At 69.9% G+C, this 17,944-nt stretch carries 17 protein-coding genes; 8 read left to right on the forward strand and 9 right to left on the reverse strand.

Features of this window, described 5'->3' with window-relative positions:
* The first annotated feature begins 4 nt into the window (after positions 1–4).
* Positions 5–1,414, forward strand: a complete 1,410-nt coding sequence (gene lpdA / locus RT2_RS00200) for a dihydrolipoyl dehydrogenase (RefSeq protein WP_072842508.1) — start codon at positions 5–7, stop codon at positions 1,412–1,414.
* Between the two features lie 130 nt (positions 1,415–1,544).
* Here lpdA and RT2_RS00205 read toward each other — a convergent pair whose 3' ends face one another.
* Positions 1,545–3,149, reverse strand: coding sequence for an MFS transporter (locus RT2_RS00205; protein ID WP_072842509.1), 1,605 nt, complete (start codon positions 3,147–3,149; stop codon positions 1,545–1,547).
* Positions 3,150–3,268: 119 nt separating this feature from the next.
* On the opposite strand from RT2_RS00205, the gene RT2_RS00210 reads away from it, so the two are divergent.
* Positions 3,269–3,844: a TetR family transcriptional regulator gene (locus RT2_RS00210; RefSeq protein WP_072842510.1), complete on the forward strand. Its 576-nt coding sequence runs from the start codon at positions 3,269–3,271 to the stop codon at positions 3,842–3,844.
* Between the two features lie 42 nt (positions 3,845–3,886).
* On the opposite strand, the gene atzF is transcribed toward RT2_RS00210, so the two are convergent.
* The 4 genes from atzF to RT2_RS00230 form a co-directional block, all read right to left on the reverse strand.
* A complete protein-coding gene (gene atzF / locus RT2_RS00215; RefSeq protein WP_072842511.1) occupies positions 3,887–5,626 on the reverse strand; it encodes an allophanate hydrolase in 1,740 nt (579 codons plus the stop codon).
* A complete protein-coding gene (uca, locus tag RT2_RS00220) occupies positions 5,623–9,282 on the reverse strand; it encodes an urea carboxylase (RefSeq protein ID WP_072842512.1) in 3,660 nt (1,219 codons plus the stop codon). The genes atzF and uca overlap by 4 nt, the downstream gene beginning before the upstream one ends.
* A 70-nt stretch (positions 9,283–9,352) precedes the next feature.
* Positions 9,353–9,883, reverse strand: coding sequence for a carboxymuconolactone decarboxylase family protein (locus tag RT2_RS00225; RefSeq protein ID WP_072842513.1), 531 nt, complete (start codon positions 9,881–9,883; stop codon positions 9,353–9,355).
* Between the two features lie 65 nt (positions 9,884–9,948).
* Positions 9,949–10,749 carry an SDR family NAD(P)-dependent oxidoreductase gene (locus tag RT2_RS00230; protein ID WP_072842514.1) on the reverse strand — a complete coding sequence of 267 codons (801 nt, stop codon included), beginning with the start codon at positions 10,747–10,749 and terminating at the stop codon, positions 9,949–9,951.
* 221 nt (positions 10,750–10,970) lie between these two features.
* On the opposite strand from RT2_RS00230, the gene RT2_RS00235 reads away from it, so the two are divergent.
* The 4 genes from RT2_RS00235 to RT2_RS00245 all read left to right on the forward strand — a co-directional run bounded on the left by RT2_RS00235 (position 10,971) and on the right by RT2_RS00245 (position 14,271).
* Entirely contained in the window at positions 10,971–12,593 is a 1,623-nt protein-coding gene (locus RT2_RS00235) for a long-chain fatty acid--CoA ligase (RefSeq protein WP_072842515.1), read from the forward strand.
* A 153-nt stretch (positions 12,594–12,746) separates the two neighbouring features.
* The gene (locus RT2_RS25715; RefSeq protein ID WP_092776094.1) at positions 12,747–12,902 is read left to right on the forward strand and encodes a DUF6131 family protein; all 156 of its coding nucleotides are present in this window, start codon (positions 12,747–12,749) and stop codon (positions 12,900–12,902) included.
* 152 nt (positions 12,903–13,054) lie between these two features.
* Positions 13,055–13,483, forward strand: coding sequence for an ATP-binding protein (locus RT2_RS00240; protein ID WP_072842812.1), 429 nt, complete (start codon positions 13,055–13,057; stop codon positions 13,481–13,483).
* On the forward strand, positions 13,483–14,271 hold the full coding sequence (locus RT2_RS00245) for a SigB/SigF/SigG family RNA polymerase sigma factor (protein WP_072842516.1): 789 nt from the start codon (positions 13,483–13,485) through the stop codon (positions 14,269–14,271). Before RT2_RS00240 ends, RT2_RS00245 begins: the two co-directional genes overlap by 1 nt.
* A gap of 55 nt (positions 14,272–14,326) precedes the next feature.
* On the opposite strand, the gene RT2_RS00250 is transcribed toward RT2_RS00245, so the two are convergent.
* The 3 genes from RT2_RS00250 to RT2_RS00260 form a co-directional block, all read right to left on the reverse strand.
* A complete protein-coding gene (locus RT2_RS00250) occupies positions 14,327–14,500 on the reverse strand; it encodes a CsbD family protein (RefSeq protein WP_072842517.1) in 174 nt (57 codons plus the stop codon).
* Between the two features lie 135 nt (positions 14,501–14,635).
* Positions 14,636–14,974, reverse strand: a complete 339-nt coding sequence (locus tag RT2_RS00255; protein ID WP_139191190.1) for a hypothetical protein — start codon at positions 14,972–14,974, stop codon at positions 14,636–14,638.
* A 56-nt stretch (positions 14,975–15,030) separates the two neighbouring features.
* Positions 15,031–15,492 carry a hypothetical protein gene (locus RT2_RS00260; RefSeq protein ID WP_072842519.1) on the reverse strand — a complete coding sequence of 154 codons (462 nt, stop codon included), beginning with the start codon at positions 15,490–15,492 and terminating at the stop codon, positions 15,031–15,033.
* 435 nt (positions 15,493–15,927) lie between these two features.
* On the opposite strand from RT2_RS00260, the gene RT2_RS00265 reads away from it, so the two are divergent.
* Positions 15,928–16,611: a methyltransferase gene (locus tag RT2_RS00265; RefSeq protein ID WP_371851130.1), complete on the forward strand. Its 684-nt coding sequence runs from the start codon at positions 15,928–15,930 to the stop codon at positions 16,609–16,611.
* Positions 16,612–16,678: 67 nt separating this feature from the next.
* Positions 16,679–16,840 (forward strand): CDGSH iron-sulfur domain-containing protein, encoded by a 162-nt coding sequence (locus RT2_RS00270; RefSeq protein ID WP_072842520.1) that lies wholly within the window; start codon positions 16,679–16,681, stop codon positions 16,838–16,840.
* 35 nt (positions 16,841–16,875) lie between these two features.
* Here the strand turns inward: RT2_RS00270 and RT2_RS00275 are convergent, their stop codons facing one another.
* Entirely contained in the window at positions 16,876–17,889 is a 1,014-nt protein-coding gene (locus tag RT2_RS00275; RefSeq protein WP_217635603.1) for an iron-containing redox enzyme family protein, read from the reverse strand.
* Between the last annotated feature and the right edge of the window lie 55 nt (positions 17,890–17,944).

Below are 17,944 nucleotides of genomic sequence, written 5' to 3' on the forward strand. Positions count from 1 at the left end.
TCTCGTGACCTCACACTATGACGTCGTTGTCCTCGGTGCCGGTCCCGGTGGGTACGTCGCTGCTATCCGCGCGGCACAGCTGGGCCTGAAAACCGCCATCATCGAAGAGAAGTACTGGGGCGGTGTCTGCCTCAACGTGGGCTGCATCCCGTCCAAGGCGCTCCTGCGCAACGCGGAGCTCGCGCACATCTTCCACAACGAGGCCAAGACCTTCGGCATCTCGGGAGACGTGAGCTTCGACTTCGGAGCAGCCTTCGACCGCAGCCGGCAGGTAGCCGACGGCCGCGTCAAGGGCGTGCACTTCCTGATGAAGAAGAACAAGATCACCGAGTACGAGGGTCGCGGCAGCTTCACCAGCGCCAACGCCATCACGGTGACCAAGGCCGACGGCTCCACGGAGTCCGTCACCTTCGACAATGTCATCATCGCCACCGGCACCAAGACCCGCCTGCTGCCGGGCACCTCGCTCAGCGCGAACGTGGTGACCTACGAAGAGCAGATCCTCACCAAGGACCTGCCGGGCTCGATCCTCATCGTCGGTGCCGGCGCGATCGGCATGGAGTTCGCCTACGTCCTGCACAACTACGGCGTGAAGGTGACGATCGTCGAGTTCCTCGACCGCGCGCTGCCGAACGAGGACGCGGACGTCTCCAAGGAGATCGCGAAGCGGTACAAGAAGTACGGGATCGACATCAAGACCTCCACCGGGGTCCAGACGATCACCGACAACGGCGCCGCCGGCGTCACCGTCACCATGGCCAAGAACGGCAGCGACCAGGTCGAGACCGTCGTGGTCGACAAGGTGCTGCAGGCCATCGGCTTCGCCCCGCAGATCGAGGGCTTCGGCCTGGAGAACACCGGCGTCGCCCTCACCGACCGCGGCGCCGCCATCGCGATCGACGAGCGGATGCGCACCAACGTCCCCGGCATCTACGCGATCGGTGACGTCACCGCGAAGCTGCAGCTCGCGCACGTCGCCGAGGCACAGGGCGTCGTCGCCGCCGAGACCATCGGCAACGCCGAGACCCTCGAGCTGGGCGACTACCGGATGATGCCGCGCGCCACCTTCTGCCAGCCGCAGGTCGCGAGCTTCGGTCTCACCGAGGAGCAGGCCAAGGCGGAGGGCTACGACGTCAAGGTCGCGACCTTCCCGTTCACCGCGAACGGCAAGGCACACGGCCTGGCCGACCCGTACGGCTTCGTCAAGCTCATCGCCGACAAGACGCACGGCGAGCTGCTCGGCGGCCACCTCATCGGCCCCGACGTCTCCGAGCTGCTGCCCGAGCTGACCCTGGCCCAGAAGTGGGACCTGACGGTCAACGAGCTCGCGCGCAACGTCCACACGCACCCCACGCTCAGCGAGGCGCTGCAGGAGGCCATCCACGGCCTCGCCGGACACATGATCAACTTCTAGACCCCCACATACGCGAACGGCCCCGCCCCCTGTTGGGAGCGGGGCCGTTCGCGTTCGCGGAGGCACTTCGGGCCCGTGCGTGGTTTGCGGGTCCGGGGACCCGCAAACCACGCACGAGCGGCGGAGCCGCCTAGTGGATGCCGACGGGGGCCTCGTCGGGCAGGTCGCCCTTCTTGGCGCGGACCAGCACCAGCACCACCGGGGTGATGACGGCCAACAGGATTGCTGTCCAGGCGAAGACCGCGGAGTAGCCCGACACCTCGGCGCCGAAGAAGTAGTCGGTCAGCGAGTCGACGAAGTCCTGCACCGGCTGCGGCAGCAGGGCGATCTGGCCGGGGTCCGGGACAGTGGCATTCGCCAGGTCGGTCGGGACCATGGAGTCCGGTACGCCCTCGGGCGGCACCGGCGCCGCGTGGTCGGCCGTGAACGAGGCCTTTGCCGACGCGTAGACGGTGGTGAACAGCGCCGTGCCGAGCGCGCCGCCCACCTGCAGGGTGGCGTTGACCAGGGCGCTCGCGGCACCGGCGTCGTGATTCGGGACGCCGATCAGTGCCAGGTTCTGCATCGGCACCATCAGCAGTCCGAGCCCGAGGCCGAGGATCGCCAGGCCCGGGAACACGTGCGTCCAGTAGGAGCTGTGCACCTCGATCTGCGACAACATCAGCAGGCCGGCCGCCGCGACCACGGGGCCGGTCACCATCAGCGGCTTCGGCCCGATCCGGGTGGACAACTGCGCCGCCACCGTGGACGCGATCACGATGAAGAACGCCATCGGCAGGGAGCCGACGCCCGACATGACCGGGCTGAAACCGAGCACGATCTGCAGGTAGAACGTCAGGTAGAGGGTGGCGCCGAGCAGCGCCGAACCGACCAGCATCGAGCCGATCAGGGCCGCGCCGCGGTCGCGATGCCACGGAATGCTCAGCGGCAGGAGGGGGTTCGCGGTGCGGCGCTCCACCAGCACGAAGAGCGTGAGGAATGCCAGGCCCAGCGCGATGAACGCGATGGTGTCGGGCTGACCCCAGCCGTGCTCGGCCCGGGTGAAGCCGTAGACCAGCGAGCCGAGGCCGAGCGCGATCAGGACCGCGCCGGGCAGGTCGTAGCTGGTGTCACCGTGCGCCTTGGTCTCCTTGACGATCGGGACGGTGACGGCGATCGCGAAGAGGGCGATCGGGATGTTCACCAGCAGGCACCAGCGCCAGTCCACGTACTGCGTCAGGACGCCGCCGAGCAGCAGGCCGATGGCCGCGCCGCCGCCCGAGATCGCGCCGTACACGGCGAACGCCTTGGCGCGCTCCTTCTCGCCGACGAAGGTCGTGGTCAGGATCGACAGGGCGGCGGGGGCGAGCAGCGCCGCGAAGACGCCCTGGCCGGCGCGCGCGACGAACAGTTCGATGCCGGTCTGCGCGAACCCGCCGACGGCCGAGGCGACCGCGAAGCCGGCCATGCCGACGATGAACGAGCGCTTGCGTCCCCAGTAGTCGGCGATGCGGCCGCCGAGAAGCAGCAGCGCGCCGAACGCGAGCGCGTACGACGTCACCACCCACGCGCGGTCGAGGTCGCTGATGTTCAGGTCGGCCTGCGCCGCGGGCAGCGCGATCGAGACGATCGTGCCGTCGAGCACGACCATCAGCTGCGCGAACGCGACGATGCAGAGCACCAGCCAGCGCCGCTCGTGGTTGGGATTGTCGGAGGCCGGCCCGGCGGCGCTCTCGACGGTGGAGATGGTGGTCACGGGATTCCTCGGGGTCGGCGGTTACACGCCACGGCGATCGCACGGACGACCGGCCTGAAGCTACCGAGTCGCCCCGGGACGAGTCAAACGAAATAGTTCGTTCGGTTACGATCGTCACCATGGCAGCCCCGGACGTGAGTGCAACGAAACAGCGGATCCTCGACGCGGCGAGCGCCGAGTTCGGCACCTACGGGTTGGCCGGGGCGCGCATCGACCGCATCGCGTCGGAGGCGAAGGCCAGCAAGGAACGCCTGTACGCGTACTTCGGCGACAAGGTGGCCCTGTTCCATGCGGTGCTCGACGCCAACTTCGCCGAGGCCATGGAGAACCTCTCGTTCGACGGCGCCGACATGCCGGAGCACGCGGTCGCGCTGTTCGACGACATGCTCGCCAAACCCGACATCCAGCGAATGATGATCTGGGGCCAACTGCAGGGCGAGTCGACCCGGATGCGCGAACTGGCCGAGTCGCACCCGAGTTGGGAACGTCGAACCGGCTCGATCCGCCGGGCGCAGTCGGACGGCATCGTCGACGCCCGCTGGGAGCCGCGGGAACTGATCACCATGATGTTCGGCATCGTCTTCGGCTGGGTGGTGGCTCCCGGCGCCGACTGCAACGACGGCCTCGACGAAGACGCCCTCGCGCACCGCCGTGACGTGGTGCACGAGGCCGTCCGCCGGCTCTGCGCTCCCTGACCTGGTAGGCGCCTGCGGCGCTCGTACGAGCAGCGGAGCTGCCTAGCGGGCCAGGTACGCCCGCCAGCCGCCGAACTCGGTGATGTCGGTGGCGCCGGCCACCGAGTCGTGGGTGCAGCTGAACCCGACGACGGCCCGGCCGTCGGCCAGCTCGACGCGGGTGAGCGCCATCGGCGCGGGCAGCGCCGCGAGGAAGGTGCCGAGACCCGCGGTCGACACCCGGAACAGCTCGCCGAGGATCGGCGCGCCCAGCCCGGGTCCGCGGCGCACCAGGCCCGGCTTGGCCGGCGTGGTGTCCAGCGCGGCGAGCCGGTACGCGTCGGTGGTGGTGACGGTGCCCGCGAACCGTGCGCCGAGGTCCTCGAGCTGGAAGTGCAGCGGCTGCCCGCGCAGGTGGGCACCGAACACGGCGAGCTCGACGCCCTCGTCGGCCAGGGTGGGCGCGTCCACACCGGCGAGCCGGGCGGCCAGGTCGACCGCCACCTGGTCGTCGAAGGCAGGGACGACGAACGTGACGCCGAACGGGTCGCCGGTTGCGGTGTCGGCGCCGGGCACCGCAACCGCGGCCATGTCCAGCAGGTTGCAGAAGTTGGTGTACGTCCCCATCCGCCGGTTGATGCCGATCGGGTCCTGTCGCACCGCAGCGATTGTCGGGTGCTCCGTGGTTGTGGGTAGCAGCAGCGCGTCGAATCCCGCCAGCAGTTCGCGTGCCGCGGCCCGGGCGCGGGCGAGTGCGTCGAGGTCTTCGGCGAACTCGTGCCCGGTCGTGTTCGCGGCGGCGGCGACGATGGCGGCCACGGTGGGGTCGGCGCCGGCCGGGCCGGTGGCGAGGAAGGCCCCGACCGCGGCGTACCGCTCGGCCACCATCGCACCGTCGTAGAGCAGTCGGGCGGCGCCGAGGAGCGGCGAGATGTCGACGTGCTCGACGGCGGTGCCACTGCCGGCCAGGGCGGTCACGGTGCGCTCGAAGGCATCGCGGTAGCCGGGGCAGAGGGCCGCCAGGTCCTCCGGCCGAGGCACCGCGACTCGCGGCGCGCTGGGGGCCGCCAGCCGTAGGTCCGCGGGCCAGCGCCTGCTTCGCGGATCGCGCGGGTCCGGGGCCGCCATGATGCGGGCCGCCGTGACGGCGAGGTCGAGATCGGCCGCGAACACGGTGAGGCAGTCGTAGTCGACGCAGGCCGGCACGACGCCGTGGGTCGAGACCACCCCCATCGTCGCCTTGACCCCGACGATCCGGTTCAGGGCCGCCGGCACCCGGCCGGAACCGGCGGTGTCGGTGCCGATTCCGATGTCGGCGATGCCCAGCGCCACGGCCACCGCGGATCCCGAACTCGAGCCGCCAGACACCCGCTCGGGATCGACGGCGGACCGCACCGCGCCGTACGGACTGCGGGTGCCGACCAGGCCGGTCGCGAACTGGTCGAGGTTGGTCTTGCCGAGCACCACGGCGCCGCGGGCCACCAGGCGGGCGACCGCGCTCGCGGTGGCGTCGGGCCGGTAGGCGAACTCGGGGCAGGCCGCGGTGGTGGGCAGCCCCGCCACGTCGACGTTGTCCTTGACCGCCAGCAGCTGGCCGGCCAGTGGCAGCGGCTCGCCCGCGGCCAGGCGGGCCGCCACCGCGTCGGCCTCGGCGCGGACCTCCGCCTCTGGCCGCAGCGTGATCCACACCTCGGGCCGGTCCACCTCCTCGATCCGGCGGTACGCCGCGTCGACGCGGTCGGCGGGGGAGACGCCCGCGGCGCCGCGGGCGTCCCCGGTGCTGCCTGCGATGTCGATGCTCATGCCTGCACCCCTTCGATCTCGGCCTGTCCGATCACCGCGAGCGGGGTGCCCGGCTCGACCTTGTCGCCCGGTGCGACAAGGACCTTCAGGATCGTTCCGGATGCGGGACAGGGGACCGGCAGCTCCAGCTTCATCGCCTCGAGAACCAGCGCGCACCGTCCAGACTCGACCTGCATCCCCGGCTCGACCTCCACCCGCCAGACGCTGCCGACCATGGGTGCCTCGAGCACCACCGCGCCCGGCGGCAGGTCGGCGATCTCGGTCGCGGCCGGCTCCGGGGCCGGCACGAGTTCCACCCGGTCGAATTCGCCCGCCGCGCGCCAGGCGGCCTTCTCGGCCTCGAACGCCGCGGACTGCCGGGCTTCGAATGCCGCGATGGACTCCGCGTTCGCGTCCAGGAAGCTCAGGTGGTCCGCGAACGCGAAGGTGCCGTCGGAGACCTCGGCGTCGAAGCGTCCGGACGCCGCCTGCGCGCGGTACTCCGACAACTGCTCCGGGCTCACGGGCTCCCAGACGATGCGGTCGAAGAAACGGAACATCCAGGGCTTGTCCTGCTCGAAGGGCGGGTGCTGCCGGTAGCCCGACCAGATCGGCACGGTCCGCCCGATCAGCTGGTACCCGCCCGGCGACTCCATGCCGTAGACGCAGAGGTACTTGCCGCCGATCCCGACCGCGTCGGACGGGGTCCAGGTGCGTGCCGGGTTGTACTTCGTGGTCACCAGCCGGTGCCGCGGATCGAGCGGAACCGCCAGCGGCGCACCGAGGTACACGTCGCCGAGGCCGAGGACCAGGTACTGCGCGTCGAAGACGGCGTCACGCACCTCGTCGACGCTCGACAGACCGTTGACCCGTCGGATGAACTCGGTGTTCGACGGCAGCCAGGGCGCCTCGTCGCGGACGCCGTTCCGGTACCTGTCGATGGCCTCGGCGATGGACGGGTCGTCGAAGGAGAGCGGCAACCGGACCGTCCGGCTCGGGACCACGAGGTCGCCGGTCAGCGGCAACGAGTCCTCGATGTCCTGCAACAGTCCGAGCAGGCGGTAGGCCGGCAGCACGTCCGGGTCGAAGTGCAGGTGCAGCGACCGCACGCCCGGTGTGACGTCGATCAGGCCCGGGATCCGTTGCCGCGTCAGCTCTGTCGCGAGCACGTGGACGCGCATGCGCAGGCCGAGATCGAGTTCCATCGAGCCGTACTCGACCAGGATGTTGTCGTCCCCGCCGCGAAGGTACGCCACCTCCGGACGGTCCGGGAGCCGCGGCGAGCTGCCGAGCATGCCGCCGTCGCTGCCGGTCGCCCGCAGTTCGGCCGGCGGAAGGTCGAGCGCCCGTACGGAATCCGACCCCCGCAGCGCCGCCGCGCCGGCGTCGGTGACCGGGACGAAGCGGACCTCGTCGCCGGGGCGGATCTGGCCGAGCTTCCAGCGGTGCGCCCGCGTCACGGTGAGCGGGCAGGCGAAACCGCCGAGGCTGGGGCCGTCGGGCCCGAGCAGGATGGGGGTGTCCCCGGAGACGTTGAGGGCGCCGACGCTGTACGGGTTGTCGTGCAGGTTCGACGGGTGCAGGCCGGCCTCGCCGCCGTCCGCTCGGGACCAGGTGGGCTTGGGTCCGTCGAGGCGGATCCCGGTGCGGTTGGCGTGCGTCTGCACCCGCCAGGTGGTCTCGTAGAACTGCGTCATGTCGGACTCGGTGAAGTACGACGGCGCCGGCTGCGGTCCCTCCGTCACCGCGAGGTGCCAGGTGTGCGTGAGGGTGGGCCGGCTGTCCGGCGGAACAGGTTGTGGCGCAGTGAGTCCTGCGGTGTCCTCGAACAGGCCGAGGACGTCGCCGGTGGCGACCGCCTTGCCCGTGACGCCGCCGAAGCCGCCGAGGGTGAAGGTGGACGCGCTGCCGTGGAAGAGCGGCGCGTTGATGCCGCCGCGGATTGCGACGTAGGTCCGCAGGCCGGTGTCGGTGGGGGTCCCGACGTCGAGGACGGTGCCCGCCGGCACGTTCACCGGCACCCACATCGGCACGCTCACGCCGTCGACGGTCACCGGGGCCTGCGCGCCGGTGACGCACACGAGCGTGTCGTCGGAGAACCGGAGCGCGGGGCCGAGCAGGGTGCACTCGAGGCCGGGTGCACCCGCCGGGTTCCCGACCGCGGTGTTGGCCAGTTGGAACGAGAGGTCGTCCATCGGGCCGGACGGCGGGATGCCCACCTCCCACAGACCGATCCGGCCGGGATGGTCCTGCACGGTCGTCATGGTCCCGGCCCGCAGCACGTCCGCGCGCAGCCCGGTCGGGCGCAGCCCGGTCAGCGATGCGGTGGTGTGGGTGGCGTCGAGAACCGTTGTGTGCGTGCAGATCCGGCGCAGCTGCGGCAGGTTTGTCTGGACGCCGAAGATGCGCGTCTCGGCCAGGGCCGCACCGAGGGCGGCGAAGGCCCCCGACCGCGTCGGCGAGGCCGTGATCACCTTGGCGAGCAGGGGGTCGTAGTGCGAGCTCACCTCGGTGCCGGTGTCCACCCAGGTCTCGACGCGGGTGTGGGCGGGGAACTCGACGCTGGTCAGCCGACCCGCGCTGGGCCGGTAGTCGTGGCCGGGGTCCTCCGCGTACACGCGGGCCTCCACCGCACAGCCGGTGATTGCGGGGCCGGAGTCCGGGAGCCCGTCGAGTATGGCGCGATCGCCCCGCGCGAGTCGCAGCATCCAGGCCACCAGGTCGACGCCGGTGACCTCCTCGGTGACGGGGTGCTCGACCTGCAGTCGGGTGTTCATCTCCAGGAAGGACGCCTCGCCGCGGGCGACGTCGTAGACGAACTCGACGGTGCCGGCCGAGCGGTAGTCCACCGACGACGCCAGCCGCCGCGACGAGCTGAGCAGTTGCTCGACCACGTGCTCGGGCAGCCCCGGCGCGGGGGCCTCCTCCACGACCTTCTGGTTGCGTCGCTGCAGCGAGCAGTCCCGGGTGCCGAGGCTGACGGTGCGGCCAAGCCCGTCCCCGAACACCTGCACCTCGACGTGCCGAGCATCCGCGACGAACCGTTCGAGAAACACTCCGCTGGAGGAGAAGTGGGCCTGCGCCAGGCGCTGGACGCGCTCGTACGCGGCGCGCAGCTCGTCAGCACCGTGGCAGGCCTGCATCCCGATGCCGCCCCCGCCGCCGACGGCCTTGAGCATCACGGGGTAGCCGATGTCCGTTGCGGTCGCGAGGGCATCGGACACCGACGCGAGCAGTCCGCTGCCGGGTACCAGCGGCACCCCGACCGCGCGGGCCGCCTCGCGCGCGGTGTGCTTGTTGCCGAACACCCGCAGTTGGTGTGGGGTGGGTCCGACGAAGGCGATCCCGGCCTGTTCGGCGGCCTCGGCGAAGGCGTCGTTCTCGGACAGGAAGCCGTATCCGGGGTGGATGGCGCCCGCGCCGGTGGCCAGGGCCGCCTCGATGACGGCGTCGGACCGCAGGTAGGACTCGGCGGCCGGTGCGGGGCCCAGACGCACCGCGACGTCCGCCATCTCCACGTGCGCGGCCGCGGCGTCGGCGTCGGAGTACACCGCGACCGTCTTGAGTCCGAGGATGTGCGCGGATCTCATGACGCGGCAGGCTATTTCGCCTCGATTGGCGACCAGGAGCGTGTCGAAGGAATACTCGGCCGGCGATGCATTCACCCTTGTGGACATGCATGTATACGCTAGGCAGAGGGTGTTTCGCCCAGATTGCACGCCGTAAAGCGTGAGTTAGCAAGACCTCTCAGAAGTCGCGGTCGATCCGCAGGGTGTCGATGGTGGTGGCCAGTCCGTCGTACTGCGTGACCAGCAGGCAGAATTCGATCATCCGGCGGTCGTCGAAGTGCGCGGCCAGCGCGGCCCAGGCAGGGTCGCCGAGATTCTTGGTGGCGACCAGTTCGTCCACCGCCGTCATCAGCGCGCGGTGCCGCGGATCCCAGCCCGCCGCCTCGGGACCGGTGAGCACCCGCCCGAGGATCTCGGGGGTGACGCCGGCCCGGCGTCCGAGCCGGATGTGGTGGTCCATCTCGTACTGGCACCCGCGCAGGTGTGCCACCCGCAGGATCACCAGTTCGGTCTCGTGCCGCGAGATCCGGCCGCCGGGCATCAGTCGGCCGGAGTAGTGCAGCCAGCCGCGGAACAGGCCCTTGGTGCGGCCCAGCGTGCTGAAGATCTTCGCGTCCTCGGCGCCGGAGGCAAGGGTCAGCACCCGCCAGATCACCCAGTTGACCGGGCCCAGCTCCCGGAACCGTCCCGGCGCGACTCGCGGCGTCACGGTCGCCGGCGTCCCGGGCGCCGCGGAACCTGGCGATTCGGAGTTCGGTGTCGCGTTGCCAACTGTCACAGTGCCCCTTCGTGTGCCGATCGCGCCCGGGCGGGGACGAGATGGGTTGCCTGGTGCGCGAGCATACGCACGGAGATGGCCCCGGGGACGCGGCGCGGCGCGTAGATGCGGGTCTTGCGGGCGGCGATACCCCGTTCGAACGCGTCGATCACCACCGAGACGGGCGATCCCGCCGTGCCCGAGCCGCCGCCGGCGACCGCGCCGTCGAACGAGATCTCGGTCCGGTCGGTGTCGATCTCGCCGAGGTGGGCGATGCCGACCCGGGTCCCCAGCGGGCGCATCTCCAGGCGGAAGGCATTGCCGAGGGCCTCGGCCCCGGCCCGGGTCGCGGAGTACGCGCCGCGCAGCGGGAGCCGGTTGGCCCTGGGGGTCGACGCGACCACCAGCGCGTAGCCGGCGGGGTGACCGATGTGCGGGCCGGCCGCGCGGAGCGTGAAGTAGGTGCCCATCAGGTTGACCTCGACGGCGCGTCGCATGATCTCGGGGTCGCCGTCGACGAGGCTGAGCGGGGCGCCGACGCCGGCGTTGGCGACCACCACGTCCAGCCCGCCGAGACGCTCCGCGAGGTGCTCGACGGCGTCCTCGACCTGCCGCTGGTCGCGCACGTCGCAGTGCCGCCACGGGGCCCGGCCGTTCGCGGTGGCGACCTGTTCGAGGAGTTCGGGTTCGAGCCCCAGCAGCGCCACCCGGGCACCGCGCTCGTGGAGTCGGCGGGCGAGGCCGGCACCGATGCCGCGGGCCGCGCCGGTGATCAGCACCCGTCGCCCGGTCAGGTCCGCCTCGAGGTTGCGTGCCATCTGCTCAGTCCCCACGTCTTGCCACCGATAGGCCCAACGTCTTGCTACCGATTGGTAGGGAAACGCTAACACCGGGGTGGGGTGACCGGGGAGAATCCGTCAACTAATTGGCAGGGGCGGCGACGGGCGGGGTATGCCACCGCAGTGTCGCCCGTCACATTGCGGTGGCATACCCTCCACGAACACGACATTTCAGGTAACACGCCACACAGGAGCAGCCCATGCTGAGCACGATGCAAGACGCACCCCTGTCCATCGCCCACCTGCTGCGCCACGGCAGCACGGTGCACGGCGACGCCGAGGTCGTGACCTGGACCGATTCGGGCGCCCGCCGGGTGAGCTACGCGCAGGTCGGCAGGCGGTGCGCCGCCCTGGCCCACGCGCTGCGCGGGCTCGGCGTCACGGGCGACGAGCGGGTGGCCACGTTCATGTGGAACAACTCCGAGCACCTCGAGGCGTACCTGACGGTGCCGTCGATGGGCGCGGTGCTGCACACCCTCAACATCAGGCTCTTCCCCGAGCAGTTGGTGCACGTGGCCAACCACGCGGAGGACCACGTGATCATCGTGGACCCGACGCTGATCCCGTTGCTCGCCCCGCAGCTGCCCCAGCTGACCACCGTCAAGCACGTGATCGTCACGGGCACGTCGACCGCGGGACTCGAGGCGCCGGCCGGCGTGCAGGTGCACACCTACGAGGGCCTGATCGAGGGGCAGCCGGAGGAGTTCGACTGGCCCGAGGTGGACGAGCGCAGCGCCGCCGCGATGTGTTACACCTCCGGCACCACCGGTGACCCGAAGGGCGTCGTGTACTCGCACCGTTCGATCTACCTGCACTCGATGCAGGTGTGCATGAGCGACGGTCCGAACCTCGGCCAGGGCGACCGGGCGCTGGCCGTGGTGCCGCAGTTCCACGCGATGTCCTGGGGACTGCCCTACGCCGCGTTCATGATCGGCGCCTCCCTGCTCATGCCGGACCGGTTCCTGCAGCCGGCTCCGCTCGCCGAGTTCATCGCCGCCGAGCGTCCGACCTTCGCGGCCGCGGTGCCCACCATCTGGCAGGGGCTGCACCTCTACCTCGAGCAGCACCCGCAGGACATCTCCTCGATGCAGGAGGTGCTGATCGGCGGTGCCGCGGTGCCGCCGGCGCTGATGCATGCCTTCGAGGACGAGCACAACGTGTCGGTCCTGCACGCGTGGGGCATGACCGAGACCTCGCCGCTGGGCTCGGTCGCGCGGCCGCCCGTCGACGCCACGGGCGAGGCGATGTGGAAGTACCGGTACAGCCAGGGCCGTTTCCCGGCCTCGGTGCAGGCGCGCCTGGTCGACGACGAGGGCAAGGTGGTGCCGAACGACGGCAAGAGCATCGGCGAGCTCGAGGTGCGCGGGCCGTGGATCACCGCGTCCTACTACGGCGTGGACGCCGCCGACAAGTTCGACGACGGTTGGCTGCGGACCGGCGACGTCGGCACCATCACCCCGGACGGCTACCTGGCGCTGTCCGACCGCACCAAGGACATCATCAAGTCCGGCGGCGAGTGGATCTCGTCGGTGGATCTCGAGAACGCGGTGATGGGGCACCCCTCGGTGGCCGAGGCGGCGGTGATCGGTGTGCCGGACGAGAAGTGGGACGAGCGGCCGCTGGTCGCGGTCGTGTTCCGTGAGGGCAGCGACGCCACCGTCGCCGATGTGCAGGCGTTCCTTGCGGACAAGGTCGCCAAGTGGCAGCTGCCGGAGAACTGGGCCGTCGTGCAGGAGGTGCCGAAGACCAGCGTCGGCAAGTTCGACAAGAAGCGGATCCGCTCCGACTACCAGGACGGCGCACTGACCGTGACGCGGCTGTAGGTCGCGGGTGGGGAGGGGCGGTGGTGCCGGCAGGCATCACCGCCCCTTTGCGTTTGCCCCCTTTGCGTTTGCCCCCTTTGCGTTTGTCGCGGACGAATCGGGGTATGCAGATCGAACAGGGTCCCCCGAGACCCGCGGCGATTGGAGTTCGTCATGATCATTCTCGGCGTCATCTTGCTCATCCTCGGGTTTGTGTTCGGCATCCCGGTCCTGTGGACCATCGGAATCATCCTGCTCGTCGTCGGACTGATCCTGATGCTGCTGGGTGCGGCCGGCCACGCGGTGGGCGGTCGGCGGCACTACTACTGACGCCACCGCCTACTTCTGAAAAGGGCTGTCCACGCTGTGGGTGGTCATGCTGGGTGTCGAGCGGCAATCGTCCCAGTTCGCAGTACCCTCAGCCGTGCGTGGTGAAGTGCGGAATCGAGTAGCCACTCGACCGATCAGGCGATGGAGTGCACATGGCAAATGACGATGGGCAGGGGATCGCTGTGATGTATTCCGGTGCCCCGGTAGAGCTCTGCGTCATCGCCGACTTTGCGCAGTTGCCGGTTCTCCGCGCGATGGCCGAAACCATCGCGGTACTGGGCGAGTTCAACCTCGACGAGGTCAGCGACATCAAACTGGCCGCCGACGAGGTGTGCACGGACCTGATCAAGGACGCACAGCCCGGGGCCCAGCTGACCTGCCGCTACGAGTTGACCGGCGGGGTGCTCCGGGTACGGGTGTCGACGACTACGCGCGGGGAGCGGATGCCCAGTGAGGAGAGTTTCGGCTGGCACGTGCTGCGGGTGTTGACCGATTCGATCTCCGTCACGCACACACCCCTCGGCAAGGCCGGGTATCGCAGCACTGTCGAGTTCGACAAACTGAGGGGTGGCGACATTTAGTGGCGAATGGTTCGGGCGGTGGTCCCGGCCGGCGTGTCGCCCCGTCCGACGAATACAGCGACGTGACAGTGCTGTTCGAGCGAATGAACGGCGACGACGCTGATTCGGCGTTGCGCGACGAGATCGTGTCCCGTTGTCTTCCGCTCGCCGACCACATCGCGCGACGATTTCGAAACCGCGGCGAACCGTTCGACGACCTGCTCCAGGTCGCCAGGCTGGGTCTGGTCAATGCGGTCGACCGATTCGATGTGACCCGTGGGTCGGACTTTCTCTCCTTCGCGGTACCAACGATCATGGGCGAGGTGCGGCACCACTTCCGTGATGCGGGCTGGGCAATGCGGGTGCCGCGGCGGATGAAGGAACTTCATCTCAGCATCGGGAGGGCGGTTGCCACCCTGTCGCAGCGGCTCGGCCGCGCCCCGTCGGCGCGCGAGATCGCAGCGGAACTCGGAACAGGCGAAGCCGAGGTGGCCGAGGGACTGATCGCGGGCAGCGCCTACCGGGCGATTTCCATGGATACGACGGCGGGCGACCAGGAAGACGACGTCTCACTGACGGACACCCTCGGCGTGGAGGACCCGGATCTCGAGAAGGTCGAGAACTTAGCCTCGATCAAACCGGTTCTCGCCAGGCTGCCCGATCGCGAACGCACCATCCTCACCCTCCGGTTCTACGGATCCATGACCCAGAGTCAGATTGCCGAGCGCATGGGCATTTCGCAGATGCACGTCTCCCGAATCCTGGCGAAGACCCTCGAGTTGTTGCGCGAGGAGCTGACCGAGAACTGAGGACGACGGACGTCCGCCCGGCCGTGTTCTTCACTGACGACCGGGCGCCGCAGGGTCAGTCCTTGAAGGCGTCCTTGACCTTCTCGCCGGCCTGCTTCAGGTTGCCCTTCGCCTGATCCTTGTGACCCTCGGCCTCGGTGTCCTTGTCTCCGGTGGCCTGCCCGACCTTCTCCTTGGCCTTGCCTGCCAACTCTTCGGCCTTGTTCTTCGCCTTGTCGACGGCGCCCATGGGTTTCTCCCTTGTGTGTTGACCCGGCCGCGGGTTCGCGAACGGTCGGCCGCGTCGAAACCATCTTCGCGAGGCGGCCAGAGTCTCCGGATACCCCGCCCGGCGGCATCCAACCGTTCTCGGTGGGATTCGTTGTCACTGCTCGCCGGCGACGCCGTCGTCCCGGTGATGCAGGCGGCTCGACGTCGACTGTGCGGCGTCTTTCGCGGCGTCCGCCAGGTTCCGGGCCGCCTGCCGTGTCGCGTCGGCGGCCGACGAGTCGGCGGCTCGGTCGAGGACCTCGTGGGCCTTGGCAGGCAGGTCGACTTCCCGCAGCCGCTCCCTGGCCTCCGGGACGTGCTCCTTGACCGACTGGGCGACGGCGTGACCGGCCTCGACCGCAACCTCACGCGCGCGTCTGGTTCCGTCGACTGTCGCTCCGATGGCTGCGCCTGTTGCGGCGCCGATGATCATTCCGATCCATAGTTTGCGCATGGCCTTGTCGTACCCCTTCGGCTTCGTGTGGAAATGCGGCTGATTCGTGAGTGGTCCTACGGGCGTCCGTCGGGGTTGGACCGGCTGTCGGTGCCCGGACTCCGGGTCTCGGTTCCACGGGGGGCCTCAGATCCGGGTGATGCGTTGCCCGACTCGGGATCCGGTGACTTGATGTCCGGATCGATCTCGTCCGCGCGTTGCCACTTCTTGTCCAACTCCTCGCGGGACGCGGCCGCCTCGGAGCTGTGTGCGCCGGCGCGTTGTTGCAGGCGATCGGCTTCGGCTGCCTTGGCGTCGGCTTCGGCTGCCGCCGCGCGGGCCTTGGCGTCGGTCTCCTCGGCCAGTGCCTCACGTTGTCCGACCTCGAACGACTCCTCCCGCGCCTGGTCCCGGATGTTCGCGGCTTCGCCGCGGCGATGTTCTGCGCGTCGGTTGGCCAGCGCCCAGACGGCCAGGGCCACGATCACTACGACCACGACCGCGACGACGATCCATACGACGGTGTTTGTGGTGTCCATTTCGGCTCCTCAACTCGGGATTTCTTCAGTGGGTGTGGACTTCACCGGACATTGCGCCCGGCGGTACTCGCCGAGTTCGTCGTTCCAGTTGCAGGGAGAGCCCGAGTTTCTCGGCTGCCGCGGCCACCTCGGTGTTGCACAGTCGGGGCTGCCCGGTGTCCGGGCCGACGAGGAGGAACTCTTTCTCGACTCCGACGGACGGACAGGTGGCACCGGCGCTCCGCACGTCCGGTCCGGGCGTCTGCTCAATGCTCATACTCGAGGTTGCCCGCCACAGCGCCCGGCAAACCCCCCCGCCGCAGTGCCCGCCAAACCACGGCGCACGCCGAACGCGGGTTTCGGGGCCCCAGGGGTGGGCATCCGTCGCGTACACCGTTCGGTAGTCGCAAGGGGGATGAAGTGGACCGGACCGCATCGTTCAACTCCTCCCCGTCGATACCGGAGGCGGACCCGCTGCCGCCCCGAATTTGCGTGCTCCCGGGGGTCTACCGCCCACAACAGGACACCCGCCTGATCGCGTCGGTGCTCGCGGCGACCTCGCTCTCCGCGGGAAGTCGGGTGCTCGACTTCTGCACGGGTAGCGGCGCCCTGGCCATGGTCGCCGTCCGGTCGGGAGCGGCTCACGTCACGGCCGTGGACACCTCGGCGCGGGCCGTCGCGGCCGCCTGGATCAATGCCCGCCTGCGGGGCCTGCCGATCCGGGTCCGACGAGGTGGCCTGGTGGCAGCGGCCGAGGCGGGGCCGTTCGACCTGGTCGTGTCCAACCCGCCGTACGTGCCCGGCCCCGAAGGCGCCCTGTCCGGCCCGGCTGGGCACTCCGCCCGCTGGGACGCGGGACGAGACGGCCGCGCCGTGCTCGAGCCCTTGTGCGCCGCCGCCGCCGAACTGCTCCGGCCGGGCGGATCCCTCCTGGTCGTGCACTCCCACGTGTGCGGAGTCAGCCGCACCCTCTCACGCCTGCGCGGCGGCGGACTCGATGCCGCGGTGGTGGCGCGCAGCCGTGTCCCGTTCGGCCCCGTGATGCGGCGACGGTCCGCATACCTGCAGACCCACGGCTACTGCCGGCCCGGCCAGGACTGGGAGGAACTGGTGGTGATTCGTGCCTGCAAACCCGCGTGACGTCGAAACTCCCGACAGCGCCGACTATCCGGAGTGGGACTCCCCGGCGGTCGAGCGGCTTCGCCGGGTGCGAGGTGGCCCGGCGTTGGTGCGGGGGCCGGTGCGGATAACCCTGCCCGACGGAAGGATCGTGACCTCCGACCGGTTCGTGGTCGCGATCTGCATGTGCCGGCGCAGCGGAATCTATCCCCTCTGCGACACCAGTCACCGGCGCTGCCGGCCCCACTGAGCCGTGCCTCACCGAGCCGTTCAGTGCATCTCCGCTCAGCGCATCAGGTGATTGTCCGACCGGTGTGGACCGCTCACGGGAAGCAGGGTGCTGGCACCGCGTTGCCACTTCTGCATCAGATATGCGGCCAACCGGTCCTCGAGCAACTCGGTGGCCTGAACGCCGAACACCACGTCGGCAGCCAGTTCGGGCTCGCTTTCGAGGAGCGCGCCGACGACGTCGTCGCGCAGGACCTGTTCGTGCACGGCATCGGCCTCGACATGCTCAGTGTAGAAACGGATGCACTCCTCCGGGGCCTGCATTCGCTCGAGCGCGGCGACCAACCGACCGGCGCTGGGCGGTGTGGTGATCTCGACCGCGGCGAAGTGCCCGACCAGCGCCCCGCGCAGGGCCCGGTGCAGCCCGTACAGCGACATCAGATTGACGATCGCCAGCGTCTCCGGGGGGACCTCGTCGAGATAGCCGAGATAGCGGTGGTCGAGTTCGGCGGCCCGGAGCAGGTCCTCGAAGAGAGTGGCATGCATCCGTTCGGGCCGCCCGGCGCCGAACTCGTCGTACTCGACCGCGACAAACGCGCACTTCGCGCGGCCCTCCAGTCGAGGGATGGCCCAGGCCTGCGGATCGGCCTCCTTGAGCTGATAGATCGATCGATGTACGAAATACTCCCGCATCTGGTCCCACGTGCCCTCCTCCAGGAGGTAGCGCGAGACACCCGCACCGCCGGGCGGCTCGGTGGCGGCGGCGTCCAGTGCCGTCTCGGCGTCCGCACCGCCTGCCACCTCGTCGCGAACACGCGCCAGGAAGAGGCGCTCCATTTCTCCGCGCAGCCGGATCAGGTCGGGATCCCATTCCCACTCGGGGTCGACCCCGGCGAAACCCCGGTAGTGGATTTCGTAGCAGACCTGCAGTGCGAGTTGAAGATCCCCGCCGAGAGGGTGGGCGTGGCCGACGGCGGGTGGCAGGCGAGTCGACGCGCTCCGGTCGCCGGAGAGCGCGGTGACAATCGCGCACGATATCGGCCCTCGCGGCATGGGTAGCGTCGCAGACATGGCTCGGGGATACCACGGGCGGGCGAGACGAAACCTCATCTGGCGGCAGGCAGGT

Origin of the sequence: Rhodococcus tukisamuensis NBRC 100609, from assembly GCF_001894985.1 — a bacterium.
Taxonomy (GTDB): Bacteria; Actinomycetota; Actinomycetes; order Mycobacteriales; family Mycobacteriaceae; genus Rhodococcus_G; species Rhodococcus_G tukisamuensis.